The organism is Affinundibacterium danionis, assembly GCF_042432465.1.
GTDB classification, from domain to species: Bacteria; Pseudomonadota; Gammaproteobacteria; order Burkholderiales; family Burkholderiaceae_D; genus Undibacterium; species Undibacterium danionis.
Map to the genome: position 1 here is coordinate 570,271 of NZ_JBHLXJ010000002.1, position 24,513 is coordinate 594,783.

26 protein-coding genes and 2 pseudogenes are annotated in these 24,513 nt (G+C 46.1%); 20 read left to right on the plus strand and 8 right to left on the minus strand.

The window, feature by feature from the left end:
- The first annotated feature begins 16 nt into the window (after window positions 1-16).
- The 8 genes from narI (at window position 17) to ACFFJH_RS02555 (ending at window position 7,648) form a co-directional block, all read left to right on the plus strand.
- Window positions 17-700 (plus strand): respiratory nitrate reductase subunit gamma, encoded by a 684-nt coding sequence (gene narI, locus ACFFJH_RS02520; RefSeq protein ID WP_390209809.1) that lies wholly within the window; start codon window positions 17-19, stop codon window positions 698-700.
- An 82-nt stretch (window positions 701-782) separates the two neighbouring features.
- Window positions 783-1,526 (plus strand): peptidylprolyl isomerase, encoded by a 744-nt coding sequence (locus ACFFJH_RS02525; RefSeq protein ID WP_390209811.1) that lies wholly within the window; start codon window positions 783-785, stop codon window positions 1,524-1,526.
- 19 nt (window positions 1,527-1,545) lie between these two features.
- Window positions 1,546-2,031 (plus strand): hemerythrin domain-containing protein, encoded by a 486-nt coding sequence (locus tag ACFFJH_RS02530; RefSeq protein ID WP_390209812.1) that lies wholly within the window; start codon window positions 1,546-1,548, stop codon window positions 2,029-2,031.
- Between the two features lie 15 nt (window positions 2,032-2,046).
- The gene (locus ACFFJH_RS02535) at window positions 2,047-3,348 is read left to right on the plus strand and encodes a hypothetical protein (RefSeq protein WP_390209814.1); all 1,302 of its coding nucleotides are present in this window, start codon (window positions 2,047-2,049) and stop codon (window positions 3,346-3,348) included.
- A 102-nt stretch (window positions 3,349-3,450) separates the two neighbouring features.
- The gene (gene moaA, locus ACFFJH_RS02540) at window positions 3,451-4,467 is read left to right on the plus strand and encodes a GTP 3',8-cyclase MoaA (protein ID WP_390209815.1); all 1,017 of its coding nucleotides are present in this window, start codon (window positions 3,451-3,453) and stop codon (window positions 4,465-4,467) included.
- A 377-nt stretch (window positions 4,468-4,844) separates the two neighbouring features.
- Entirely contained in the window at window positions 4,845-5,489 is a 645-nt protein-coding gene (locus ACFFJH_RS02545; RefSeq protein WP_390209816.1) for a response regulator, read from the plus strand.
- Between the two features lie 293 nt (window positions 5,490-5,782).
- Window positions 5,783-6,499, plus strand: a complete 717-nt coding sequence (locus ACFFJH_RS02550; RefSeq protein ID WP_390209819.1) for a Crp/Fnr family transcriptional regulator — start codon at window positions 5,783-5,785, stop codon at window positions 6,497-6,499.
- A gap of 810 nt (window positions 6,500-7,309) precedes the next feature.
- Window positions 7,310-7,648: a cupin domain-containing protein gene (locus tag ACFFJH_RS02555; protein ID WP_390209820.1), complete on the plus strand. Its 339-nt coding sequence runs from the start codon at window positions 7,310-7,312 to the stop codon at window positions 7,646-7,648.
- A gap of 26 nt (window positions 7,649-7,674) precedes the next feature.
- Here the strand turns inward: ACFFJH_RS02555 and ACFFJH_RS02560 are convergent, their stop codons facing one another.
- The 3 genes from ACFFJH_RS02560 to ACFFJH_RS02570 all read right to left on the minus strand — a co-directional run bounded on the left by ACFFJH_RS02560 (window position 7,675) and on the right by ACFFJH_RS02570 (window position 10,990).
- Entirely contained in the window at window positions 7,675-8,184 is a 510-nt protein-coding gene (locus tag ACFFJH_RS02560) for a hypothetical protein (protein WP_390209822.1), read from the minus strand.
- Between the two features lie 108 nt (window positions 8,185-8,292).
- Window positions 8,293-8,556 (minus strand): DUF2249 domain-containing protein, encoded by a 264-nt coding sequence (locus ACFFJH_RS02565; RefSeq protein ID WP_186923609.1) that lies wholly within the window; start codon window positions 8,554-8,556, stop codon window positions 8,293-8,295.
- 154 nt (window positions 8,557-8,710) lie between these two features.
- The gene (locus tag ACFFJH_RS02570) at window positions 8,711-10,990 is read right to left on the minus strand and encodes a nitric-oxide reductase large subunit (RefSeq protein ID WP_390209894.1); all 2,280 of its coding nucleotides are present in this window, start codon (window positions 10,988-10,990) and stop codon (window positions 8,711-8,713) included.
- A gap of 214 nt (window positions 10,991-11,204) precedes the next feature.
- Here ACFFJH_RS02570 and ACFFJH_RS02575 point away from each other — a divergent pair, with 214 nt between their 5' ends.
- Both ACFFJH_RS02575 and hemN read left to right on the plus strand, forming a co-directional pair.
- Window positions 11,205-11,675 (plus strand): RrF2 family transcriptional regulator, encoded by a 471-nt coding sequence (locus ACFFJH_RS02575; RefSeq protein WP_186956860.1) that lies wholly within the window; start codon window positions 11,205-11,207, stop codon window positions 11,673-11,675.
- A gap of 203 nt (window positions 11,676-11,878) precedes the next feature.
- Window positions 11,879-13,270 (plus strand): oxygen-independent coproporphyrinogen III oxidase, encoded by a 1,392-nt coding sequence (gene hemN, locus ACFFJH_RS02580; RefSeq protein WP_390209823.1) that lies wholly within the window; start codon window positions 11,879-11,881, stop codon window positions 13,268-13,270.
- A gap of 100 nt (window positions 13,271-13,370) precedes the next feature.
- Here the strand turns inward: hemN and ACFFJH_RS02585 are convergent, their stop codons facing one another.
- Entirely contained in the window at window positions 13,371-14,576 is a 1,206-nt protein-coding gene (locus tag ACFFJH_RS02585; protein ID WP_390209824.1) for an NnrS family protein, read from the minus strand.
- 159 nt (window positions 14,577-14,735) lie between these two features.
- Between ACFFJH_RS02585 and ACFFJH_RS02590 the strand changes: the two genes are divergently transcribed.
- Both ACFFJH_RS02590 and ACFFJH_RS02595 read left to right on the plus strand, forming a co-directional pair.
- Window positions 14,736-14,990, plus strand: coding sequence for a heavy-metal-associated domain-containing protein (locus ACFFJH_RS02590; protein WP_186923614.1), 255 nt, complete (start codon window positions 14,736-14,738; stop codon window positions 14,988-14,990).
- Window positions 14,991-15,042: 52 nt separating this feature from the next.
- A pseudogene (locus ACFFJH_RS02595) lies at window positions 15,043-15,645 on the plus strand (transposase); the annotation flags it as partial.
- Here the strand turns inward: ACFFJH_RS02595 and ACFFJH_RS02600 are convergent.
- Window positions 15,645-15,755, minus strand: a pseudogene (locus tag ACFFJH_RS02600) (IS5/IS1182 family transposase); the annotation flags it as partial. The pseudogenes ACFFJH_RS02595 and ACFFJH_RS02600 sit on opposite strands and share 1 nt — an antisense overlap.
- A gap of 222 nt (window positions 15,756-15,977) precedes the next feature.
- On the opposite strand from ACFFJH_RS02600, the gene modA reads away from it, so the two are divergent.
- The 8 genes from modA to ACFFJH_RS02640 all read left to right on the plus strand — a co-directional run bounded on the left by modA (window position 15,978) and on the right by ACFFJH_RS02640 (window position 22,747).
- Complete coding sequence (gene modA / locus ACFFJH_RS02605) at window positions 15,978-16,736, plus strand: molybdate ABC transporter substrate-binding protein (protein ID WP_390209825.1); 759 nt, start codon at window positions 15,978-15,980, stop codon at window positions 16,734-16,736.
- A 16-nt stretch (window positions 16,737-16,752) separates the two neighbouring features.
- The gene (gene modB, locus ACFFJH_RS02610) at window positions 16,753-17,433 is read left to right on the plus strand and encodes a molybdate ABC transporter permease subunit (protein ID WP_390209826.1); all 681 of its coding nucleotides are present in this window, start codon (window positions 16,753-16,755) and stop codon (window positions 17,431-17,433) included.
- A gap of 29 nt (window positions 17,434-17,462) precedes the next feature.
- On the plus strand, window positions 17,463-18,173 hold the full coding sequence (locus tag ACFFJH_RS02615; protein WP_390209827.1) for a sulfate/molybdate ABC transporter ATP-binding protein: 711 nt from the start codon (window positions 17,463-17,465) through the stop codon (window positions 18,171-18,173).
- A gap of 58 nt (window positions 18,174-18,231) precedes the next feature.
- Window positions 18,232-20,268 (plus strand): TonB-dependent receptor plug domain-containing protein, encoded by a 2,037-nt coding sequence (locus tag ACFFJH_RS02620; protein ID WP_390209828.1) that lies wholly within the window; start codon window positions 18,232-18,234, stop codon window positions 20,266-20,268.
- Between the two features lie 58 nt (window positions 20,269-20,326).
- The gene (locus tag ACFFJH_RS02625) at window positions 20,327-20,878 is read left to right on the plus strand and encodes a molybdopterin-dependent oxidoreductase (protein ID WP_390209829.1); all 552 of its coding nucleotides are present in this window, start codon (window positions 20,327-20,329) and stop codon (window positions 20,876-20,878) included.
- 8 nt (window positions 20,879-20,886) lie between these two features.
- Window positions 20,887-21,468 carry a nitrogen fixation protein NifQ gene (locus ACFFJH_RS02630; RefSeq protein WP_390209831.1) on the plus strand — a complete coding sequence of 194 codons (582 nt, stop codon included), beginning with the start codon at window positions 20,887-20,889 and terminating at the stop codon, window positions 21,466-21,468.
- An 11-nt stretch (window positions 21,469-21,479) separates the two neighbouring features.
- A complete protein-coding gene (locus ACFFJH_RS02635) occupies window positions 21,480-22,304 on the plus strand; it encodes a TOBE domain-containing protein (protein ID WP_390209833.1) in 825 nt (274 codons plus the stop codon).
- Between the two features lie 284 nt (window positions 22,305-22,588).
- A complete protein-coding gene (locus ACFFJH_RS02640; protein WP_390209835.1) occupies window positions 22,589-22,747 on the plus strand; it encodes a hypothetical protein in 159 nt (52 codons plus the stop codon).
- 105 nt (window positions 22,748-22,852) lie between these two features.
- Here ACFFJH_RS02640 and ACFFJH_RS02645 read toward each other — a convergent pair whose 3' ends face one another.
- From ACFFJH_RS02645 to nrdD, 3 genes are all read right to left on the minus strand, one after another.
- Window positions 22,853-23,266: a bacteriohemerythrin gene (locus tag ACFFJH_RS02645; protein ID WP_186956856.1), complete on the minus strand. Its 414-nt coding sequence runs from the start codon at window positions 23,264-23,266 to the stop codon at window positions 22,853-22,855.
- A gap of 314 nt (window positions 23,267-23,580) precedes the next feature.
- Window positions 23,581-24,300 (minus strand): anaerobic ribonucleoside-triphosphate reductase activating protein, encoded by a 720-nt coding sequence (locus ACFFJH_RS02650; RefSeq protein WP_390209837.1) that lies wholly within the window; start codon window positions 24,298-24,300, stop codon window positions 23,581-23,583.
- Between the two features lies 1 nt (window position 24,301).
- Window positions 24,302-24,499, minus strand: a complete 198-nt coding sequence (gene nrdD, locus ACFFJH_RS02655; protein WP_390209839.1) for an anaerobic ribonucleoside-triphosphate reductase — start codon at window positions 24,497-24,499, stop codon at window positions 24,302-24,304.
- Window positions 24,500-24,513: the final 14 nt, after the last annotated feature.

Sequence of the window (24,513 nt, forward strand, 5' to 3'; positions counted from 1 at the left end):
TTTTTGGGAGTCAGTGATGGACTATTTACATCAATTTTTATACGGGATTTATCCCTACATCGCTCTGGCGATTTTCTTGTTCGGCAGCCTGGCACGTTTCGAGCGTGAGCAGTACACGTGGAAGAGTGATTCTTCCCAAATGCTGCATGCGGGTAATCTGCGGGTCGGCAATATCTTGTTTCACATCGGTGTACTTGGCTTGTTCTTTGGTCACATGGTTGGTTTGCTGACTCCAGTGATCGTATGGGATAGCTTAGGCATTTCACATGGTTTTAAACAAATGATCGCGATTGTAATGGGTGGTGTGTTTGGTACTTTGTGTATGGTTGGCTTGTTGATTCTGATGCATAGACGTTTTACCGATGCACGTGTCTCCGCAGTGACTAAGACCGGCGACAAAGTATTGCTGTTGTGGATATTCATTACCTTGGGCCTAGGCTTATCGACCATCTTTGAATCTTTGCATCACAGAGATGGACACATGATGGTGTTGTTGATGACGTGGGCACAGCACATCGTGACTTTTAAAGGTGATGCAGCCAGTTACATCGTGACTGCGCCATTCATGTTCAAAGCGCACTTGTTTATGGGCTTGAGCTTATTCGTAATCTTCCCATTCACCCGCTTGGTACATGTATGGAGTGGCTTTGCATCAGTCGGCTACTTGAGTCGTGCATGGCAATTAGTACGCCCTAGATAAATCTTTGGACCGCAGAGTCTGATGTGAATATCTTCGCGTATTCGCCATCTCTGCGGGGCATAAAACTAAACAGGAGGCAATCATGCCCGTCATAGTTAATGGTTACGAACTCAGCGATGCTGAGATGGAAAGAGAATTACCTGAACATCAGGATTCTGCTGATCCGATGAAGAGTGCGATGACGGCTTTGGTCTTGCGTCGCGTCTTGTTGGATAAGGCCGATGAATTGGGATTGTCCGGCAATGACGAAGACAAAATCGAAGCTTTGCTGGTGCGCGAAGTAGTGGTGCCTAAGCCTAGCGCTGAAGAATGTCTGCGTCATTATCAGGCCCATCCGCAGCGCTTTACGGTCGGTGAGTTGGTCGAAGCAAGTCATATTTTGTTTCAAGTGACGCAGGCGTTAGATTTGGATAATTTACGCAAACATGCCGAAATTGTCTTGCAAGATGTATTGGACAATCCAGCCAATTTTGCGGCGATGGCGAAGGCGAATTCAAACTGCCCATCAAGTGAAGTGGGTGGCAATCTAGGTCAACTGACCCGCGGTGACACGGTTCCTGAATTTGAAAAAGTCATTTTTTCAGCGGAAGAACACGAGATAGTGCCGCGTTTGGTGGAGACCCGATTCGGTCTGCACATTGTGCAATTGGGTCGCAAATTGGTGGGAAAATTACTCCCGTTCGAACAGGTAGAAAGCAAGATTGCCGATGCCATGCAAAGAGCCAGTCACGATCACGCCATGCGACAGTATCTGCAATTGATGGTCGGACAAGCGAAGATCAGCGGCATCGAATTAGAAGGGGCGGAAACGCCTTTGGTGCAATAACTTAGAAAGTGTGAAGAAGATGTCTCAAGCAATGATGAGTTTGGTAAAACAACATGTGGAATGCGACGATCAATTGAACCGCGTAGAAGCAGCCTTGCATAAAGCTGATATGCCGTCTGCCGGTAGGAACTTTCGCCTGTTTGATGAGCAGTTGGAACATCACTTCCATCTTGAAGAGGAACGCCTATTTCCGGCCTTCGAAAAAGCCACAGGCATGACGAACGGACCGACGACTGTGATGCGCAGTGAGCACGCAGAGATACGCCAACTTCGTGATCAGGTCATGGCGCAAATTGATAGCAAAGAGATAGCTGCGGCTTTAGCGACGATCGATACTCTCAACGTATTGATACAACAGCACAATGTGAAAGAGGAAAATGTTCTCTACCCTATGTGCGGTGGAAGCATTCCAAATTTAGCGTCTCTGTTGGGGATGGGCGGCTGCGGTGGTGCATGCTCATGTGCTGGAACAGGTGAGAGTACAAACGCAAAAGCAGTGACATAGCCTCTATGTATTGTTGTGGCTAATAAAATTCTCAGCTACGAGCTGGCGCCGTCGCCAGCGACTATTTTTGGTTGCCTACTTCCTGCACCATGGATAGGAGCCGTCGCAGGGCTTCTTCTTGCATTTGGTCCTGCTGAAGGTGTGCCGAGTCGCTTCGCTCCTTTGGTGTTGGCGGTTACCCATGTGCTGGCATTGGGGATGTTGGCACCGATCATGATCGGCGCGTTGTTTCAACTATTCCCCGTGGTCGCCGGGCAAGCTGTGCCTGGCGCAAAAACAATCAGCCCGTTTGTGGCGCTTGCTTCCTTTAGTGTATCGCTAGCGCTTTCATTTGGTTTTTTGCATGGAAATCGCATCGCGTTTATTCTAGCGATGTTGATGGCGATTCTCATATACGGTGCTGTCGTTTGCGCGCTCGCCTTGGCAGCATGGCGCATGGTTCTCCCGACTCATCACGATGCAAGTTTGTTGACCTTGCGTTGGATTGCCTTGTCTCTTCTTATGGTGCTCGGATTAGGTGTGGCATTGGCCGGTGGATTTGCTGGCGCTTGGGAAATCAATCTGACTGCTGTACTAACACGACATGTGGCATGGGCAGGTCTAGGCTGGGTGGCTGCGTTGGTTTCTGGTATTGCCTCGACCGTCGTTCCCATGTTTTGGCAGAGTCCCAAACCATCTGCCAGATGGCATCAATCAGTTCCTGTCGTGTTGTGGCTACTGTTGATGTTAATGACGCTTTTTGATTCGCAAGATGGGATACCTTATTGGACAATCTTGCTCGCTTTGGTGGTGATGTGTTTAGCAGCCTTTGCCTTTAAAAATGTGATGAAAGCAAAGCGGCGTTTCGATCCTGCGTGGACGCTCTGGGTCGCTTGCGTGTTAAGTTGGTTTTCAAGTGCCATGTTGTATTTGATGTTAGCGGTTCCTCACGACTACTTGCCAGCGTTCTTTATCGATGCTTCACCTTGGTGGATAGGTGTACTCGGACTAGTGGGCGGGGCGGTTTTTCCGGTCAATGCGATGTTGGGAAAAATTATTCCCTTTCTTGTTTTTTTACATTTACGGCGCCAGATTCCTACGCCACAACGTATTCCAACGATGCAAGAAGTGATTTTGCCACAGCATTTACGCCTACAAGCACGGCTAGTGGTCGTCGCTTTCCTTGGTTTACTCATGGTTCCTGTGGCCCCCTCAATCATTCTTCCGCTAGCCGGATGCATTTTTGCAGCGTCCCAAATGCTAATTGGTGCACTGATTCTACGCGCCTTGTTTCGTTATCGTCACGAATTGAAGCGTGTGATTTTTGCAAAAAATTAAATGATCGCCACTGACACTTTTGTTTCCTTCCCCCAAGAGAACTAGGTAGCCTTGGCTAGCAGAGGAATTGCGGTTCAGCCTGCTGCGGTCCACAATTCAAGTATGAAAATCCAGCCACTTCAAAGACAGGACACCGTTACTGCACCACTGATAGACCGCTTTGGTCGTCGTGTCGATTATTTACGCGTCTCGGTCACGGATAAATGTGATTTGCGTTGTAGTTATTGCATGCCGCAAGGTTTTCGTGGTTTCGAGGAACCGGAGAACTGGCTGCGCTTTGATGAAATTGAAAGAGTCGTGGCTGCATTTGCGCGTATGGGAACCCGCAGAATTCGCCTCACGGGTGGTGAGCCTCTATTGCGTCGGGATTTGCCACGTTTGGTAGAGGGAATTGCTCGCCATACGCAGGTGACTGATATCTCGTTGTCGACCAACGCAACGCAGCTTTTTAAATACGCCGATGATTTGTATTTAGCTGGGGTCAATCGTATCAACGTCAGTCTCGACAGCTTAGACAAAGCCTGTATGCTAAAAATAACGGGTAGCGATAGTTACGCTAGCATCATGGCGGGTCTGCAAGCGGGTAAGCAAGCAGGTTTTAAGCCAATTAAACTTAATATGGTGGTAATGCGTGGCGTTAACGATCACGAGATATTACGTATGGCGAAATTTTGCTTTGAGCAGGGTTTCATTTTGCGGTTAATTGAAGCAATGCCGATTGGTCACACGGGGCAAAATTCTGCGTACATGGATATTGGCCCTATCCGGCAGCAGTTAGTGGATCAATTCGATCTCGTTCCCGTTGCGAGCGAACTAGGTGGTGGCCCTGCACGTTATTGGATGAGTCGTGACGGCGCATCTACTTTAGGTTTCATTACGCCAATGAGTCAACATTTTTGTGCAAGTTGTAATAGGGTGCGTTTGGCAGTGGATGGAACTTTATATATGTGTTTGGGACAAGATGAAAAGTTTGAACTTCGCCCCTTACTACGGGCGGGTATTAGTGACAATGAGTTAGAGGCAGCGATTCGTACAGCGATAGAATTGAAGCCGGAGCGACATGAATTTAACACGCAGTCAACCAAAATTATTCGCTTTATGTCACAAACGGGTGGCTAAGTCCTCAATTTTACACAACAGTTCACCGTGGAAAACGGCACGGAAAGCTGTGGTGATCGATACCTGACTGTTCATATAGTGGTGACGTGCATGTGCGAGTCAATAATGATCGTGATCTTTCAATGACGGTGCACGAAAAAGGCGATAGCCATGTCGGCTTGCGTACAATGTACGAATGGGTTTCCTGCTCATTGGCAAAATTTGATATTCTCAGTAAAATTAATAGGCGCACTGCTGTCTCCTTACAATTAAAACGTGAGGAAGGGCTGGTTGCCCAGAATGACTATGGCAGCACGAATTGAAACGTATGGCTTACGTTAAATTCTTCCGTCAGTCTCTCAATAAAGCTGGGTGAAAATTTAACAAAGAAGCGAACAATGTCAATTAAAATTTTACTAGTAGATGATCACACATTGTTTCGTAGTGGCATACGTTTGATTTTGCAACGCAATCCCGAATTTGAGATTATTGGTGAGGCTTCGGATGGATTGGAAGGTGTCAAGCGGGCAAAACAATTAAAGCCCGATGTGGTGCTGATGGATTTGAATATGCCGGGACTCTCAGGCTTGGAAGCGATGCAACTTATCGTGGAAGATTTGCGAGAAACTGCTGTTCTAATGTTAACCGTTTCTGAGGAAGCAGAAGACTTAACGGCGGCGCTAAAAAGTGGTGCACGCGGTTATTTGCTGAAAAACATCGATGCGGATTATTTAAACCAATCAATCAAGCGAGCAGCGGCAGGCGTGCCTGTGATCGCTGACGCCATGACTGCTAAGTTAGTGATGCAATTCCGGTCTGGAAATAATGTAACGGTGGAGCCTGAGCGTGAAAAATTGACACCGCGCGAACGTGAAACCATGGTGTGCTTGGCGCGTGGCGAAAGTAACAAAGAAATTGCTCGAAATCTTGATGTCGCGGAAAGTACTATAAAGATTCACGTGCAAAACATTCTGAAAAAATTGAACTTGAGCAGTCGCGTTCAGATTGCCGTTTATGCCGTCGAACATGGCATGGATAAATGAGGCTTTTTAAACTATTCAATAGCTTGAAGTTTATTCCACATCAATAGTCGTTTGATCTCTGGTTCTTTTGCGTTGCTCGACTACTCCCTTTGACGGATAGTCGCATGGGCTGTTAGCTTTTACACTTCCACTATTTTGAGACATCAGCACAACTTACTGTGCGACCGAATTTTTGATTCTGCCAAAGCTACAAGCTCGTCGCTGTGCTCTAGTATAGGTGCGCTTTTCGACACAAAATTCGACCGCTCGCTTCAGTTGCGCAGAGGTCTCATTCCTATAGTGGGGGAGGTAATATGGGTAAGATAAATATTGACGGTTTGCTGGCTAACCAGGCTTTGTTTAAACATATCTCGCCATTTGAGTTGGAAAGTTTGAAAACGAGTGTGGTGAAAGTGGACCTGGAAAAAGGGCTAATGCTTTTTCAGAAGGGCAATCTGGCCGACGGTTGCTATATCCTCGTTTTTGGCCTCATCAAGCTGGCGATTCCCTCGTCTGCTAGTAGCGACAAGATCGTTGAGTTAATACGGCCAGGTCAATCCTTTGGCGAAGCAATGATGTTCCTTGATGAGCCTTATCCTTTTTACGCTGAAGCGCTGGAACCATCGTTGTTATTACGCCTTCCAAAAAACGCGCTGCTCACCTTGCTTGAGCATTCGCCTGTCATAGCTAGACAGATGATGACGGGCTTGTCTTATCGTTTGCTGGGGTTCATTCGCAATGTTGAACGACATGCTTTACACAACGCCATGCAACGTGTGGTTGATTATTTAGTCCAAGTATCCGTATCGCAAAATAGTACCCACATTCGACTTGAGTTAAAGAAAAACGTCGTCGCTTCTTTGTTAAATCTCACACCAGAAACATTTTCCCGCACCTTGCATCATTTGAGTGGGCTTGGACTGATACAGGTCAGGGCATCGCGTATTCATATTCATTGCCTAGAAACATTAAAAAATTATCCAGTGGATGAGCCAGCAACAGTTTCTTGCCCGAAGAATCGCATTCGGTAGGATCACAATCACTACGGGAGGATGTCCGCCATTGCGAGTTCTTTTGGCTAGGGACTAAGCCCATTTGTATTCAGCGAAAAGCAAAGAGAAAAATTCTATTCGTCGTTTGGATAGCCTATGTTGACTGCACGATTGGTAGTACGACGGATCAAGTGGTTCTTCATCGGGGCGATCTCGTATTACAGATATCAATTTAATGTGACATTTTCGGAAGCCACATCGTGAGTCATGTTTTAACCAGATGGGCGCAAGAAAATTCGTAATCTTGGTCTGAATGGTATTGAGCGTGGTCGCTGCAAATCTAGAAATTGTCAGATTTAAGTTCAACAAGGAAAAGTTGTTTTTCTTGATTACCTTACCTGCTCTGACGGGTACGGCCTTACGGATTCTCTATTCCTTTCTTACTTTAACTTTTGGTGGGCGTCGATTTACCGCAAGTTCGAGCGCAGGTTTATTAATTCCAATAATCGGCATGAGCTTTGCATTTTAATATCCGACGACGAGTTATTTTGTGCTGCTAGTGGAGGTGATTTTAGGTTCTCGGCATAGCGAAACATCAATTTCTTCGTTCCTAAATCACTTAAAGACTATGTGATGGAAATGAATGCAGGTATTGGTAATCTTGGCGTACCAGCCGTCTAATTTATTGAGCCGCTGGCTAATTTAAAAAAATAAAAAATAGTCAAATTGTGTCAGTCAAGAAAGTGGCTTTGGGATAAACAGTTTTCAATTCATTGCTTGCAAGCGTTTGATCAGATACTATGAAACTGGCAATACGCTAATGGGATTTTATATTTTTGGAGAAGTAATATGGCCATTTCGCATCTCGCATCAGGTCAGGTGACCAATGTATTGCCGATTGAGGCATCGCTTGCTGAAGTTAAAACTACTGCTTTGTTTAAAGGACCTCACTTGGAAGTCATACGTATGGTTTTGCTTGCCGGGAAAAAAGTCCCGCCACATCAGGTCAGCGGGCCAATTACTATACATTGCCTTAAAGGTGAGGTCGATGTCGGTGTCGAAAGCGAGCGGAAGGTTCTTCGGCAAGGCGATTTATTGTATTTGGCCGGCAACGTGAAGCATGATTTGCTTGCATTAACAGATGCCGCGTTACTGGTTTCGGTAGTACTCTTGAGTAACACAGATTAAAGATTTCTTACTCTAATTGGATTTGATTAATGAGAGTTAAATTCTATCGCTCGCCAACCGGGATGGTCGAAATATTTGCCGTAGGTGTTCAAAGTTTCCGCCATGTTGATCACTCCTAATTCCTTTTCCTGAGTTCCTCGCTTAGCTGTTACGATATCCACTCCGATGGCGAAGCGGCCAAGTATGATATGAAGGTTCTCGTCTGCTTTTGGATCAAGTTTGCAGTGTGCCACGATAAAGGCGATTTCCTTTTCTATGCTTTTAGTGAGCACATCGTATTGCATGGATTTCAGATTACCACTATGGATAGCTGTTAATGTATTTGTTACGCTGATACGGATGTTTGTCATGGCGTGGCGCAAGGCGTCATCGGTGCGCCACTTTTTACCATCGTTTAGGTTTAGTTGTGTACGGATCTCAGCATCGTGTTTGTGTCCGCTATGCTGATCGGCAAGCACCAATAGCGGCGCCGCTGTGCTTATGTTAAGAGTTACTACAAAACTCATTACGGACAACAATAATTGAGAGATTTTCATGTTTTCCACCAGTTTTTCTTGAGTGGAATCAACACCAAACTAAGAGGTCAAAATGATGCATCTGATGTTGGTGTTGATTCATAGTGTCGTTGAGAAATGCCTCAGTAATCAGCCGACTATCATGAAGTCAATGACGATTTCGCCAGGTGCACGTGAAACATAGCTCATCTTGATACCGCTGCCAAATCGTTGATCAAGCTGCGCCAATAAAGGTAGAGGATCGTGGTCATTGCAAAAGCGCATAGTCTCGCCCACTTGGAGCGATTGCAGAGCACCGAAGATAGCCGCATGGCGAAAGCGTTTTGCGACGCCACGTGCATCAAATGGATAAGTGCCATCGGCAACAATAGCTGTAGAACAGTTGTGTGTCATGGTGATACTCCTTGTAATGTGAAATTATTAAAAAATGCTCCACGATAAACACGGAAAAATTAAAAAAGATGCAAAGGCTTTTCATGATTTTTTTCGTGCCCATCGTGCTACTCGTGGAAATACTGATTTTTAGAGTTGTATGAAAATAGTGTTATTAAACACGTTTGGTCTGGGCAGTTGGTGTCAACGCCGACTGCTCACGTTTGCCACCCATCAACAAACGCCAGGCGAACAAGGCGAGAAATACGCAGCCAATCGCGAACACGATGTCACCTGGTACGCGCATCCAGACGAAAGTTTCCATCAGGTTCGAGTGTATGACTTCCGGTGAACGCGCGAACCACATGCCCTGAGTTATACTGGCCCATGCCTGATAGATACCGGCTGGAACCAAAGAGATGAAGACCATCATCGCCAAACCAATATTCATTGACCAAAACATCGGTGCCAACAACTTGTCTGACCATGCGGCACGATCAGACAGACCACGCAGGCAAAACAACAGCAAACCGATGCCCAACATGCCGTACACACCAAACAGTGCGGCGTGTCCATGAGCAGCAGTCATGTTCAGTCCTTGCATGTAATACAGTGCGATCGGGGTATTGATAGAGAAACCTAAAAGACCAGCTCCGACCACGTTCCAGAAGCCTACAGCGATGAAGCAAAGTATCGACCACTTGTAGGCTTGTACCCAAGTTGCCGCTTTCGAGCGTTGATAATTTTTGTAGGCTTCGACACCGATCAGTGCCAGTGGTACTACTTCCAATGCAGAGAACATCGCACCGATGGCAATCACGAAAGTAGGAGTGCCCGTGAAGTACAAATGATGCAAGGTGCCCAAAATGCCGCCAAACAGAAACACGATGGTTTCTAAGACGATGGCACTATTCGCAGTGCTGGCGCGTATCAAGCCGAGGCGCGTGAACAACAATGCTATCACCGCGGTAGCAAACACTTCAAAGAAACCTTCTACCCACAAATGCACCAACCACCAACGCCAGTATTCGATCATCGAATAATGTGTGCGCGGGCCCCAAGTTAAAGAGGTCGCATAGAAGCCTCCGATACAGAGTGCGGCCAGAAATACCATGGCGATCAGGCCACGGCTTTCAGATGGCGTCTTCAAAGCGGGCATTAAACCACGGCCTAGTAAGGTTACCCAAAACAGCAAACCAATGAATAATAAAACTTGCCAGACACGCCCCATGCTGGTGAATTCCAAACCCTGATTGCCAATCCAGAAACTGAAATCGTTGCCTAAATTCTGCAAAGTACCGAGCCAGCCAAAAGCGGTAGAGCCTACTACGATAAATAGCAGGGCATAGAACAAGACATCAACACCAAGTTTTTGATATTTTGGTTCATGTCCGGAAATCGCTGGTGCAATATATAAGCCGGTGGCCAGCCAAGCGGTGGCGATCCACAATACCGCGAACTGCGTGTGTATTGTGCGGCTAACCGTAAATGGTAGGATTTTTGCGAGTGGGAAGCCGAAAAAACTCTGACCTTCAACTGCGTAGTGGGCAGTAATCACGCCCATCGCCACTTGCGCCAAAATTAGGCCGATCACGACATAGAAATATTTCTTAGTGGCCTTCATCGAAGGAGTCGGTTTTAGATCGAATAGTGGATCGGTTTTAGGAGGCGTCGGATCAGGCGCTTCCTTGCTGATCGAATGGAGAAAAATCATTCCTGCAATTGCTGCAATCATGAGGATGATACTAGCGATCGACCAAATACCGGCACCAGCAGTCGGCGTATTGCCGACCAGCGGTTCATGCGGCCAATTGCTGGTGTAGCTAATTCCAGTTTCACCCGGCCTGTCGGTCGCTGCCGACCATGCCGACCAAAACATAAATGCAGGCAGGGCTTGCAGATCACGCGGATCTCGAAGTGCCCCACTAGTCATCGCATATTGTTCACGCAGTTTATCTAGTTTTGGGTCATCACCAAACAGGCCGACATAATGTTCGACCACTTGCGCCACTGCCTGGGCCCGTGCCGGGGAGAGTGTGATGTTGCCACTCTTGCTGTCGTAGCTATTGAGCCGCATTTCATTCTTCAACTTGGCATCGAGTTCAGCCTGCTGGCCAAGGCTCAGCTGCTCAAAATTTTTGCCAAATTCTTGCTGTGCCCAGATAGCACGTAAGGTCAATGCTTCACGATGCAGCCAATCGGCGGACCAATCCGGCGCGACGTAACTACCATGGCCCCATACGGAGCCAAGCTGTTGACCACCAGCTGAGAGCCATGCTTCCTGGCCAAGTTGCACCTGACCTTCTGAAAACAAAATCTTGCCATCGGTACTGATGACTTGCTTGGGGATGGGTGGCGCCGTTAGATAGATTTCTGTGCCTACCCAGCCGAGAACGGAGAATGAGAGTACACAGATGACAGCGAGCCAGGTCCAGAGTTTGCGCGTTGCATGCATGGCGTGGTTTCCTTTTTTTTGCAATAGTGAGAAAGCGGTAAAAACAACGATATTGATAAAGATGGATTCTATATGCATCATTTATAAGATGCAAGTAAAATACATCTTATTTTATAAAGGCTACTTATTTCGCTCCATAAACATATATACTAAGTACTGCATAAATTTTTCTTTGGAACTTTGTGATAACTTCATTACCAAGAATATTCAAGCCATGAGACTCACTGCCTATACCGATTACACACTACGCACCCTGATGCATTTGGCGATCAATCAAGATCACCTAGTGACAATTCAAGACATCGCTGACTTACACTCTGTATCAAAAAATCACCTGATGAAAGTGGTGCACCAACTTGGTTTGTCGGGCATGGTCGACACGGTGCGCGGGCGCAATGGAGGCTTAAAATTAAGTAAGGATCCGAAGCAAATTAATATTGGCGAGGTGGTGCGCAATTCCGAGAGTGATTTCTTTATGGCGGAATGCTTCGACCATAGCGATACCTGCTGCGCCTATGCTTCAGCTTGCGCCTTGAAAGGGGTGTTGAGCTCGGCCACTGCGGCCTATTTGGCGGTACTCGATGGTGTGACCTTGGAAGACTTGATTAGTAAAAAAGTTGGAGGTGCAGGCTTAAAAGCGAAATCCAGCCCTATCCATTTGCATGCAAAAATAAAGCAAACATAGCGAAATAAGCACGAACCGGATAGCTGCCAATAAAGCTGTCGATATTGCCGGTGAGGTGACGTATCACAAGAAGCATTTTTAATCATTATCATCAGCGAAATACCCTAGTTAAAATAGCGTGATTGCAGACTTACCCGAACGTCAGGTTGTTTCTATTCGGGAAGGTAGCTTCACTATTGAGAAACCAATAAATAAGTAAGTCTATGAATACTTTGCCAGAAATCGAAATTTCCGAGGATTTGATACGCCGCTTTGACAAACTTGGCCCGCGTTACACGTCGTATCCAACCGCAGACCGTTTTCATCCAGAGTTTGCCGAACAAAGCTACATCGCCTATCTGGAACAGCGTGCTTCAAATACGGATAAGAATCCGCCGCTATCAATCTACATCCACGTTCCATTTTGTGAATCGCTGTGCTATTTTTGTGCCTGTAACAAAATCATCACCAAAGACCATAGCCGCACGACAGAGTATTTACACTATCTGGCAAAAGAGATGGCGATGGTGGCAGCCAGAATCGGGCCAGACCGGCGTACCGCTCAGCTCCATTTTGGCGGCGGAACGCCTACTTTTTTGAGTTCAGACGAACTGCGCGAATTGATGGTGATGATACGCAGCCATTTCGAGCTTTTGCCTGATGCAGAACTCGGGATAGAGATTGACCCGCGTACCGTCAGCGATGACACTTTAGAGCTACTCGCCGAACTCGGCTTTAATCGGACTAGTTTTGGTGTTCAAGATTTTGACCCAGCGGTACAGCAAGCTGTGAACCGTATCCAACCTTATGAAATGGTCGAGAAAGCGGTCACTGCAAGTCGCAAGGCGGGATTTGAATCGATCAATGCCGATCTGATTTATGGTTTGCCCAAGCAATCCCTGACGAGCTTTAACCGCACCTTGGATAAGGTGATTGAACTTTCACCAGACCGCATAGCGCTTTATAACTATGCTCACTTACCGAGCCGCTTCAAGGCGCAACGGCAAATCATTGAAAGCGAGCTTCCTAGCGCTGAAGAACGCCTGCAAATATTTCTAATGTCCGTGCGCAGGTTGCTCGCCGCCGGCTACATTTACATAGGGCTGGATCATTTCTCAAAGCCAGATGATGAACTGAATAAAGCGCGTCTCGATAAAAGTCTGCATAGAAATTTTCAGGGTTACACTACGCGCGCCGACTGCGATCTAATCGGTTTTGGAGTGTCTGCCATCGGTAAGGTAGGGCATTCATATAGTCAGTCAGTGCGCACGATCAAAGCCTATTACGAACACCTGGATGCTGGCCAGTTACCGATAGAAAAAGGGTTTTCTTTGACTGATGATGATGTCTTGCGTCGTCAAGTTATTATGGAATTGATGTGTAGCGGACCAGTGGATTTTGTCGCAATCAATCATCAGCATGGAATCGATTTTCGCAGCTATTTTGCGGATGAGCTGACGCAATTGCAGAAATACGAAGAGGCTGAATTGATCAAGGTCGATGCGCACAGTATTCAAGTTACCGCAAAGGGGCGGATGTTTGTGCGGGCGGTGGGTATGGTGTTTGATAAATACTTGGCTTTGCAAACCGGCGCGAAATATTCAAAATTAATCTGATTTAAATTGGCACTCAAAGGCCACCGCTAATGCGTATTGTCGATACGCATTAGCGGTGGCTTTTTTTCACTCTTATGAGGAAATTTGAATTTGCATTTAACTATCCCTCTCGGCCGTCAACCCGAGCACGTAACAAATAGGGACCGTATGCGATGACAAACAACAGAAACGCACCGCTCCAGCAGAGCATGGCGACGATCAAACTTGCTTGATACAGTGCCGGCGCGCTAAGTGAAGCAGCCACACGTGCTACGGCGCCAGTTTGAATCAGCAGATACATGGCTAACTCGGCGTGGCCAGTCTTCAGTAGACGCCCCGTGTGTCCTAGCGTGGTACGGGTCATCATCCCTAGTATCAATCCAGCCATCGAACCGACCGTTAACGCATGCCACGCTGCGCTGCTTGGGATGAGTCCTATTGCACTAAGCGCCAGCATGAAAAAACCCAAAGGTATCCAGGCGTAGGACAAGTGCAAAATCCAAACAAGTGGCGTGCCTAAAGTGCGATGTGGTTGCCACAGTGCGAACCGTGCCAGTACTATGCAGCCCGCACCCGCGCACAACGATGCTATCAGCGCGGAAGGCAAGGGTGAGATCGAGGCCAAACTAGCGATGACTATTGCCGTAATCGCGCTGCGGTTAAGCCATGGATAGGCGGCAGGTATCACGCCTGGCACACCATTCTGGGTAAACATCGGTATCACGCGCGCGCCGATCACTGACTCAATGACGACGACGATTAGGATCGCGGCATGTATAGGCAAGGCTGGGTTTAGCGTAATGAGATTTAACACTGCAGCATGAAAAATGGCATTAGCTGCGGTTAACAGCGCTAGCAGCATAATCAGGAACATATTGCGCTTGTTACCAGATTGTTTCAGAACACGGTAAATCGGCCAGGCGGCCAAAGGCAAAAACGATAAATCGACCAATGCGGCTAAACTCGGTGGCGCAGCCAACATCGCCACGCGGCCAATTAACCACCAACAGGCAAGCCCTGCTAGATGCAAGTTGGTCGGCGTTGGCAGACCGGTCCAGTTACGTCCAGCGGTAAATAGAAAGCCAATGATGACCGCGATAACCACTCCAAAAATCATCTCGTGCATATGCCATGCCGCAGTGACCTGCGGCCAAGCGCTGAACCAGCCTAAGTATTGCGCGATCCATAAGGGCAGACTCAACGCGGCAAAGCATGCAGCCAGTAAATAAAAGGGCCGAAATCCCAAACCCCAGACTGGATGTTGTTTATGCCATATAGCGGAATCACTCTTTGTTTCTGGTTCTTCAATTGATAATAAAGTCATCATTTATCTCTCTTTTGCAATACATGGATATAATATACATCTTTAATCGAATTCATGCTACTCTTATGCCTTCAGTGTCATCAAGCCAGTAAGGCTAGGAAGCCTTGCTTCGGATGGCGAATGAACATTACCTATCAAATTAAAGGAAGAAGTGAGAATAATATGCAAACCGAGATCATAAAAGTAAACGGCATGAAAGGTCAGCCATGCGTCGAGATGATTACCCAGACATTGCGTGGGATGGAAGGCGTGATTGAAGTCAGCGTGACGCTCGCCAGCGGTCGCGCGACGTTACGCTACGAAGAACATGTTGCGAGTAGTATCCAGTTGCGCGCTGCCTTAATCAAACTTGGCTTCGATGTCGATCCCGCTGCAGGCAAGAGTCACAGTGGGTGCTGTGGTAGTTGCGGCGGTTAATGTGAAATGTGAAAGCGAATTCTAGGAATGCGCGCAATTCATGAGTCGTGCAGCGCAAGCCCTTAAACCTGATCGCTCTTGCCAAGGCATCGTTGATGATGTGGCGACCAAACGCTTGCTGCATGGCATGCCATTATGCAGCACCAAAACAGGCGCTTACTGCAAAGCACGGCAGCGTTTGCCGCTGTCTTTAGTGTCAGGAATGGTCGCGGCTACTGGGCGCATGATGACGGAAAGAACCGCCATCAAATGGCGTTGGCACGGTCGGCGTGTTCGCTTAGTTGATGGCACGACCGTAACATTGCCAGACACGCCCGAGAACCAAGCCACCTACCCACAACAAAGTATGCAAAAGCCAGGTTGTGGCTTTCCCATTTGTAGAATCGTCGCACTCAGTTGTTTGGATGCAGGCGCAGTATTGAACGCAGCAATGGGGCCATTCAAAGGAAAAGGCAGTGGTGAGCAAGGCTTGTTGCGTTCGCTATTGGATACATTGGCGGCAAACGATTTACTCTTGGGCGATGCTTTCTATGCCACGTATTTTTTACTTGTAGAGTTAAAGGAGTGTTGGCGCGCACTCAAATTTGACCAAACGGGGGTGCGGATAAAATCTTGGACTACGTTTACCTGGTCAATTTTGGATGCGCGTCAACATTCCAAGAATAGCCGATTATCTTGACCAGTACGTCCTCTATCGCCTTCTTTTCCTGGTAACAAAGCAGCCAGCTTCATCCATTGATCGTCTCTCAAAATCTTTCTTGTCAAGCTCATTCAAGGTACTCCGTTTTTCAAATACCGAATGTAAACACATTTTCTTAAATGTTAACAGCCCCTAGTAACTAACTATAAATAGCTAAAAATTATTTGAGAAAATGTAAACTCTCATGAGGAAAATCAAGGAATCCAGATACTCAACAGAGCTCACTTCGACAATTCGTTATATATAAGTGTATATTACGACTTTTCACTTATTCCATCGAGACCATCATGCAAATTAATGCTATAAAAACTGCACTCGCCAGCTTGCTATTCGTAACCGTAGCCAATTTCGCCTATGCAGGCGATGTCACGGTTTCGGCTGCAGTAAGTTTAACTAATGCGTTTAAAGAAATTGCACAAAACTATCAAACCCAATATCCAGATGCCGAAGTCGCCTTAAATTTTGGCGCCTCGGGTGCGCTCTTACAGCAAATTGCAAAGGGTGCACCGGTGGATGTATTTGCGTCTGCTGATCAAGAAACGATGGATGCCGCCGAAAAACAAGGCCTAATCGTAAATACAGACCGTCGTAATTTTGTACGCAATAGCTTGGTACTGATTGCGCCATCCTATAGCAAGCTATCTTTAAAGCGTTTGCAAGATTTAAGTCAGTTAGAAGTAAAACGTATTGCGATTGGCAATCCAGCGAGTGTTCCTGTCGGACGCTATACCTTACATGCTTTAGAGGCGGCGAAGTTGTGGCCTGCACTGGAGAGTAAAGCGATCAATACGCAAAATGTACGACAGTCATTAGATTACGTTGCGCGTGGCGAGGTCGATGCAGGTTTTGTGTATGCCACTGATGCAGCAATCATGGTTGATAAAGTCAAAGTCGCATTTGAAGTCACGTTAGACGTCGCCATTACCTATCCGATTGCCCCGATTAAAGAGAGCAAAAACAGCGAGGAAGCAAAGCGTTTTATCAGCTTTTTATCTTCACCGCAAAGCCAGGCGATCTTGAGTAAATACGGTTTCCAAAAACCTTAATGCACCTGATAAGAAGATGAATTTTGAATGGACTGCCGTACTGCTGTCTCTCAAGGTGGCAGGTATAGCGACACTGATTAATTTATTTCTCGGTGTGTTGGTCGGTTATGTTTTAGCACGCACACGATTTCTTGGGCGGGACTTACTGGACACCATACTGACTTTACCTATGGTGATGCCACCTACCGTGCTTGGTTACTACTTATTGGTGTTAATGGGAAGGCGTAGTTGGTTGGGCGGCTGGTTGCAAGATCACTTTGGTTTTAGTTTTATTTTTACTTGGCAAGGCGCTGTCGTTGCTGCATCAATCGTTGCCTTCCCTTTGGTTTTTAAACCCGCTCGTGCAGCATTTGAGGCGGTAGACGGTCAACTTGAACAAGCAGCGCGGGTTTTAGGAATTTCAGAGACAGCGATATTTTTCAGAGTCACTTTACCCTTGGCATGGCGCGGTGTTTTAGCTGGTGTCTTGCTGGGCTTTGCACGCGCGTTGGGGGAATTTGGCGCCACCTTGATGGTTGCAGGCAGTATTCCAGGTAAGACTCAAACGCTCTCAATCGCCATTTATGAAGCTGTGCAGGCAGGCAATGATGACGTCGCGAATACCTTAGTGGTCGTGACCTCCGTCGTGTGTATCGTTGTGTTAATGATCGCTAGTAAATTAGCGCCAGGACGCATTGCTAGTAGAAATAACATCTGACATTTCAGGTGAATGGAAGAGATAAAAAGATGCGATTTAATTTTCATATTCAAAAGCGACTGAGTTCCAATAGCCGTGTATTTGACTTGGATGTACGTTTAAATACCGACAGTCAGCGTATTGTGATTTTAGGTGAATCGGGCTCCGGTAAGAGTCTCACTTTGAAGGCAATCGCAGGATTGATCACACCTGATGCCGGGCATATTGAATTAGGCAATCAAACATTATTCAATAAAACCAAGCGTATCAATCAAGCGCCCCAGCAAAGACATCTCGCCTATCTATTTCAAGACTACGCATTATTTCCACATTTGAATGTGCGCCAGAATATCGCCTTCGGTTTAGTTCGTGGTTGGTTCAACCCGCAAGGGAAAAATAAGGATGCAAAAGTGGAGTATTGGCTTGATGCCTTTCAATTGCAAGCAGTGGCACATCAATTACCGCACGAGCTATCCGGTGGTCAGAAACAACGTACCGCATTAGCGCGCGCCTTAATATCACAACCAGCAGCGTTACTACTAGACGAACCGTTTGCGGCACTTGATCCTGCGTTGAGGATTGTGATGCGCAAAGAACTAGATGCCTTACAACGATCCTTGAAAGTACCCATGATATTGATTACGCACGATCCAGATGATGCTGAGGTGTTTGGTGAACAAGTGATGTCTATGCACGATGGAAGATTGTACGAAGATCCACAATGTGAGAATGAAGCTCTGGTCATGGCAGACGTTGCCTAATATTTTTTAACTATCTCTATATATAAGTTGCTATAACGTGTTTTATGAAAGAACGTGTATGAAAAAGTTTCACCATCATCAGCATCATGTTGTTCCCACCCAAGTTTTACCTAAAAGTCTTTTGTGCCTGGCTATCAGTACAGCCATATTTGGTTCTACGGCCTTAGCTCAAGAAAAAACGACCAACACCAACTTTGAACTTGGCACCGTATTGGTTGTAAGTAAACGTTTGCCCGTCATTGAATTGGGTGACATTGGCAGCGATCAGGTTGCCTCAGTAATCACTAGCAAAGATCTTTTGCAATTTAATCGCAATAATGTCGGTGATGCCTTGAATCTACTATCAGGTATTAGCTTATCAAACAATTCCAGAAACGAAAAAATGATTTCAGTACGGGGTTTTGACCCACGTCAGGTTCCCTTATTCATAGACGGCATTCCAGTCTATGTGCCGTATGACGGTTATGTGGATTTTAATCGCTTTAGTACGGCGGATCTTGCGGCCATTCAGGTGGCGAAAGGCTTCAGCTCTATGGCTTATGGCCCGAATACTTTGGGTGGTGCGATCAACTTAATCTCACGAAAACCTAAGAAAATTATCGAAGCAGATGCACTCCTGGGTTTTGCTTCTGGCAGTGAAAAACAGCTATCTGCCAATATTGGAACGAATCAGGGAAGCTGGTATCTACAATCTGGCGTGTCTTACCTGCAAAGTGATGGTTTTCCTTTGTCTTCTGATTTCATTGCAAGCTCTACGGAGGATGGTGGCATGCGTAATAACGCGTCCCGCAAAGACAGTAAGGTATCAATCAAGCTCGGCCTGACACCGAATGCGCATGATGAATATGCCATCAACTACTACCAACAAAATGGACAAAAAGGGCAGCCGCCATCCACTGTTCCCGCCGCCGCTCGCTATTGGAAATGGCCTTACTGGGATAAAGACAGCGTGTACTTCACGTCTAAGACGAGTTTCGGCGACTACGAAACATTCAGCGCCAGACTTTATCAAGATAATTATGGCAATGAAGTGGATACCTATACCAATGACAGCTACACCAAGCTGAAAACTTCTGGCTCTGGAAGTGTTGGTACCGGGCGCAGTATTTACGATGATAAAACCAAGGGCGCGTCATTCACTTTAGAATCGGCACGCCTGAGTGGGCAGACGATACGGCTGATGGGGCATTACAAGGCCGATCAACATAAGGAGCTGGATGCGAATGGCACACTCAATACTAGCTACGAAGATGCCTTGGCATCAATAGCGATAGAAGACAATATAGAACTCAATGCCGCCACCTTACTGTCCTTGGGTGCCGGTCGCCATACTTTACGTCCGGCGACCGTGTATAGCCTTGGCAATCCTTATTCTTTGCCTGATACCAAGTCGGCGCAGGACATGCAAGCTGGATTGTTCTATACGTGGTCAAACACAACGCGTTTGTACGCAACGGCGGCCAAGAAAACACGCTTGCCGACATTGAAGGATCGCTATTCGCAGCGATTGGGTAGTTTCATCGAAAACCCTAATTTACAGCCAGAAAAATCCTTGAACTATGAAATTGGCTATCAAGGTATTTATTCGCAAGCGATACAAACTGAAGCTGCATTTTTTTACAGCGATGTCAGCAATAAAATTCAAACCGTCGCAAACGTCTCTGGCATTAAATCTCAAATGCAGAATGTGGGATTGGTACGCGTGACGGGACTCGAACTAGGTATTAAAGCAGATCTGAATTCACAGCTCGTCGTAGGAGGAAATTACACCATAACGAATTTGAATAACCTCAGTAATCCTGCCACCAGGTTAACTGATATTCCCAAACATAAAGTAACAGCACATCTACTATTGCGAGCCGCCTCCAATCTCGATGCAATGATCTTTGTCGAGAATAACAGCAGTCGTTGGGTATCGAATAGTGTAGAACTGGCAGGCTTCACGACAAGCAATTTGAAAATCAGCTACAAGCCTTCAAAGGATGTCGTCTTAGAAGCTGGGGTGAACAACTTATCAGATAAAAATTATAGCTTGGCAGATGGCTTTCCTAACCCCGGACGGATGTGGTTTGGCAATATTCAATATCGGTTCTAATGCAGCACACTTATCAAACACTCTTACTAATCACACCTAATACCAAAGAAAGAAAAATATGACGCACTATCTACGTAGTTTATTGCTTGTTTCTTTAATCGCCATATCAGCATCGTGTTCACCAGCGTTTGCGCATGACAAGAAACTCGACCCCGCAAAATACGTCACTCATAGCATTACGGTCAATGGCGCGGTAGAGAAAAAGTTAGTGTTGCGTGTCGAAGACTTGCGCCAATTTCCGCCGCAAAAAGTCGCCGAGCTTCCGCTCATTTGCCAGAGCGGAGCAAATGTAGGTAACTTAGAAAATTTCAAAGGTGTTTTGTTGCGCGATATTCTTGAAAAAGCGGTCGTCGTGTCACGCGATCACAATGATGTTAAGAAAACAGTCATCATTGCTACGGCAAGCGACGATTACAAAGTCGTGTTTTCTTGGAGCGAACTCTTCAACTCTCCGGTCGGTGATGGCGTCATGGTCTTTTTTGAAAAGGACGGCAAAGCGCTTGCCGATGATGAAGGCCGTATCGCTATGATCTCTAGTAAAGACCTACGTACCGGTCCACGTCATGTCAAATGGCTGAAGTCAATTGAAGTTAAGAAAATAGCGGATTAACAGTCATCATGGATAGTTTTCAACTTCATCAAATATCACGGTTGATAGTTAAACGAGACGACAGCCCGGTCTCTTTGCGTGCGATTAAGGGTGTCCTGAGAAACGCACAAGAAGGTGAGTTACCACTGTTTGCGTGGACACTGGGGCTAAGTCAAATAAAGCTGATTCAGATGCTGCGAGCGTGCATCCCTGAAGTCGAAGCTTTAGAGCCGCTTTCCGACCGTCAATACCAAAGCTTACTGGAAACGACACCCGCAGATTTTTTTTCGCTAAGACATCTGCTGCTCGAATTACGGTCACCAGAGCAAAATGTTGATCACATCGATTGGCTAGCGCGCGCTATCGCGGCGGCAACTCAGGGTAGTCGGCATTTATGGGAAGATTTGGGACTCAACAGTCGAGACGAGGTCTCACAATTACTGCAGCAGTATTTTGAACCACTGTACCTGCAAAATACACAGAATTGGAAATGGAAGCGTTTTATTTACGCACAACTCGGTGCCGCTCAAGGAAAACCCGGATTGCAGCCTCCAAAGTGCATGAAGTGTGATGAGTTTGCGGTATGCTTCCCGCTTTCAGGGAATAATTAGTACGGCCCACTATGCAAGCAAAAGATAAATCTAACGCGACTATTGCCATCAATGGCTCTGTCTGGATGACCGTCGATGGTGAGAATTTTGGTGGTAAAGGCCGCATTGAGTTGCTGGCACGGATTGCAGAATCGGGATCAATCACACAAGCGGCAAAAGATATCAAGATGAGCTATAAAGCCGCTTGGGATGCCATTGATAGCATGAATAATTTAGCGGGCGAACCTTTGGTCGAACGACTGACCGGCGGTAAAGGCGGTGGTGGCACGCGTTTAACCAAGCGTGGTCAACAGCTCGTCGACAATTTTAAAATTATCGATAAAGAACATCGTGATTTCATCGCACAATTAGGCAAGCACGCCGAAGGCATTGCAGACGACTTTTTATTGATTAAGAAAATGAATATGAAAACCAGTGTACGCAATCAATATCGAGGCATTATCACGCATATTAAATTGGGTGCGGTGAATGACGAAATAGAGTTACAAATCGCAGGCGATCAAAAATTAATTGCAATCATCACACATGAGAGCGCCGAGGAGCTAGGCTTGCGAATCGGTACTGAAGTGTTTGCCCTAGTGAAGGCATCGTCAATCATAGTCATGAACGGCCTTAGTGGTGTTGTTATGCTATCGGCTCGTAATCAACTCACAGGTCAAATCTCACGAATTCAGGTTGGTGCAGTGAATACCGAAATTGTGATCGAAATGAACGGTAGCAGCTCTTTGGCAGCGACTATTACCAATGAAAGTTACGATACTTTAGGCCTAGCTGTTGGTCAAGTCGCAACCGGCATTTTTAAAGCATCTAGTGTCATTATTGGTATTCCAGCTTAGATTATGGTCTCCCGTTTTACTTTTACTTAACCACTTGCTGGCACCTCTAATTTTCCGAAGAGGTTCAAAGTGTTTAGAAGCTGTTAACATTTAAGAAAGTGTGTTTACATTCAGTTTTCAAATAACAAGATACCTTAAACCAGCTTAACGAGAAACATATTGAGGGATGATCAGTGGATGAAGTTGGTGCCATTGTCGTCTGGAAAAGTTGGCGATAGAGGTCGTACAAGTCAAGATAACCGCCAACAGTCGTGCAGATTAATGCCCGCATGATGCGATAGCGTTTGCGCCTTTTTGACTCGCAAAGTGCTCATGCCATTGGTGATCAGCTAGGATTCAATTTCACACTGGCGAATGCTGGACGTAAATATGACATCGTTGCCTACCGTTGGCGTCGTCTCAATGAATCGTTTGGAGTCGTGTTTGCAGCCTTGTTCGAATAGTAATCCTACAATCCGTGAAATTTTCTATAAGCGACCGACTGCGGAAAACGCAACTAGAAGGCAACATGGGAAAATCAAGAAGCCCATGAAAATATTGAAAGAGTGTTATTGAGGGCTTCCATCAGACTTCTGAATCGCGATCGCCAATTCTTTATCGGCCATGTAAATATGAGAAGTAAGCCAAAACTTTAGCAGTTCAGCCGTTTCTTTGGCGACGTATTCTCTTTTTTCAGCTAAAGAAGCTTGCAGACGAACTACGCGCTCCAGTAATTTCTTGTGCTGCTTCTTATGGTTTTCAAAGCCTGGATAACCAGTTAGTTTCATCATTTCTTCTTCGCGCTCGAAATGCTCACTGGTGTAATCGAATAGGCGCTGTAGGATGTCTTCCAAGATGTCGCAATCCTGCTTTAGATCGGCAGCTGTATAAAGTTCATTGACTATGTTGATCAGGTTTTGATGATCACTATCGATGAGCGTGTTGTCCACACTTAATGTGGAATTCCATTGGAAGTACAACATAATCAATTCCTATCCTTAGTTACTTACGAGTGAATTTCTCCTAGGTGCCTTAGTGTAAATCGGTGGTTGTTTGTGGGCAAATGTTTGATTGATAATCAGCGCGAAGTAGATATATTTTTTTAAATGTATGGAAGGTTTAAAAGTGCTATGAAGCTCCCAGCGTACGGTGGTCTGCTATTTTCCCAATTTCTAGTTGGGTCTATGACGACAATTGCATTTTGCAATCTGTACTTTTGGGATGGGTTGAATCTTTAAGCCAGCTACTTATGGGAGACACTTTTAGCTGCAAGTCCTAGTGCGCATTGCAATGCGCTTTAATGATTTTGTCGAAATATGAACTTGGGGAATAGATCTTGAAGAGTTTGCAGCGTTGTCGCATCCAGATAATTGTTTGGCAGACTTGTTTGTAAATTTGTGTCTAGGCAGCCTTGTGATCGAAACAGTTGTATCGCATAGTTGGTAACACCCATTACTGATAAATCGTAAGCTAAATTCAATATATCCTCAGAAGACAACAATGCAGGATGAACCGTGGTACGACATTCGTAATCGACTCCACTAGCCAGTATCATCTGTGTGCATGCCTGAATATGCTGACCACTATCCGCTTTGCCCGTCACAACGGGGTAGCGATGAAAGGGGGCTTTGATATCAAAGCCTACCCAATCTAGTTTGGGCAAGATGGCTTGTAGTTGGCGGGGATAAATGCAAGCAGTATGCAAGCCAACTGCAAATCCTAGTTGACGCACTTCGTCAATTGCAGAACTTAATGCTGGATCTATTGTTGCCTCACCACCGCTAAAAACAACGGCGTCGATAAAGCCGACGCGTTGCCTTAACAAATGTAGAACGGACGCCCAAGTAATCGGCGCATCGGCTGTTCTGGTTTGCAAATGCGGATTATGACAATACCCGCAGCGCCATGGACAGCCTTGCACAAACACGACTAACGATAATTTACCTGGATAATCGGTGCTGCTAAATTTCGTTATTCCACCAACTTTAAGTGTGCGCAATGCTGTCGCTGCTGGCATCTCAGTAAGCTTTCTCTACTGTATTTTCTTGAAAATAAGTGCGTTCATAAAACTCCCCTTTTTTGCCCGTATTAAATGAACTCACTGGTCGATGATAGCCCATGACACGGGTCCAGACTTCACAGACTTGACGTTCCGCATCATCTAAGATGATCGATGGATTTTGTGTTTGAGAAAGAGGGGCATTGCTAGTGTTCATAGAGACTCCTATTT

What these genes read in the sequence shown, in the direction of transcription:
- narI (WP_390209809.1), top strand. Translation starts at nt 17, where the DNA reads ATGGACTATTTACATCAATTTTTATACGGGATTTATCCCTACATCGCT.
- ACFFJH_RS02525 (WP_390209811.1), top strand. Translation starts at nt 783, where the DNA reads ATGCCCGTCATAGTTAATGGTTACGAACTCAGCGATGCTGAGATGGAA.
- ACFFJH_RS02530 (WP_390209812.1), top strand. Translation starts at nt 1,546, where the DNA reads ATGTCTCAAGCAATGATGAGTTTGGTAAAACAACATGTGGAATGCGAC.
- moaA (WP_390209815.1), top strand. Translation starts at nt 3,451, where the DNA reads ATGAAAATCCAGCCACTTCAAAGACAGGACACCGTTACTGCACCACTG.
- ACFFJH_RS02545 (WP_390209816.1), top strand. Translation starts at nt 4,845, where the DNA reads ATGTCAATTAAAATTTTACTAGTAGATGATCACACATTGTTTCGTAGT.
- ACFFJH_RS02550 (WP_390209819.1), top strand. Translation starts at nt 5,783, where the DNA reads ATGGGTAAGATAAATATTGACGGTTTGCTGGCTAACCAGGCTTTGTTT.
- ACFFJH_RS02555 (WP_390209820.1), top strand. Translation starts at nt 7,310, where the DNA reads ATGGCCATTTCGCATCTCGCATCAGGTCAGGTGACCAATGTATTGCCG.
- ACFFJH_RS02560 (WP_390209822.1), bottom strand. Translation starts at nt 8,184, where the DNA reads ATGAAAATCTCTCAATTATTGTTGTCCGTAATGAGTTTTGTAGTAACT.
- ACFFJH_RS02565 (WP_186923609.1), bottom strand. Translation starts at nt 8,556, where the DNA reads ATGACACACAACTGTTCTACAGCTATTGTTGCCGATGGCACTTATCCA.
- ACFFJH_RS02570 (WP_390209894.1), bottom strand. Translation starts at nt 10,990, where the DNA reads ATGCATGCAACGCGCAAACTCTGGACCTGGCTCGCTGTCATCTGTGTA.
- ACFFJH_RS02575 (WP_186956860.1), top strand. Translation starts at nt 11,205, where the DNA reads ATGAGACTCACTGCCTATACCGATTACACACTACGCACCCTGATGCAT.
- hemN (WP_390209823.1), top strand. Translation starts at nt 11,879, where the DNA reads ATGAATACTTTGCCAGAAATCGAAATTTCCGAGGATTTGATACGCCGC.
- ACFFJH_RS02585 (WP_390209824.1), bottom strand. Translation starts at nt 14,576, where the DNA reads ATGATGACTTTATTATCAATTGAAGAACCAGAAACAAAGAGTGATTCC.
- ACFFJH_RS02590 (WP_186923614.1), top strand. Translation starts at nt 14,736, where the DNA reads ATGCAAACCGAGATCATAAAAGTAAACGGCATGAAAGGTCAGCCATGC.
- modA (WP_390209825.1), top strand. Translation starts at nt 15,978, where the DNA reads ATGCAAATTAATGCTATAAAAACTGCACTCGCCAGCTTGCTATTCGTA.
- modB (WP_390209826.1), top strand. Translation starts at nt 16,753, where the DNA reads ATGAATTTTGAATGGACTGCCGTACTGCTGTCTCTCAAGGTGGCAGGT.
- ACFFJH_RS02615 (WP_390209827.1), top strand. Translation starts at nt 17,463, where the DNA reads ATGCGATTTAATTTTCATATTCAAAAGCGACTGAGTTCCAATAGCCGT.
- ACFFJH_RS02620 (WP_390209828.1), top strand. Translation starts at nt 18,232, where the DNA reads ATGAAAAAGTTTCACCATCATCAGCATCATGTTGTTCCCACCCAAGTT.
- ACFFJH_RS02625 (WP_390209829.1), top strand. Translation starts at nt 20,327, where the DNA reads ATGACGCACTATCTACGTAGTTTATTGCTTGTTTCTTTAATCGCCATA.
- ACFFJH_RS02630 (WP_390209831.1), top strand. Translation starts at nt 20,887, where the DNA reads ATGGATAGTTTTCAACTTCATCAAATATCACGGTTGATAGTTAAACGA.
- ACFFJH_RS02635 (WP_390209833.1), top strand. Translation starts at nt 21,480, where the DNA reads ATGCAAGCAAAAGATAAATCTAACGCGACTATTGCCATCAATGGCTCT.
- ACFFJH_RS02645 (WP_186956856.1), bottom strand. Translation starts at nt 23,266, where the DNA reads ATGTTGTACTTCCAATGGAATTCCACATTAAGTGTGGACAACACGCTC.
- ACFFJH_RS02650 (WP_390209837.1), bottom strand. Translation starts at nt 24,300, where the DNA reads ATGCCAGCAGCGACAGCATTGCGCACACTTAAAGTTGGTGGAATAACG.
- nrdD (WP_390209839.1), bottom strand. Translation starts at nt 24,499, where the DNA reads ATGAACACTAGCAATGCCCCTCTTTCTCAAACACAAAATCCATCGATC.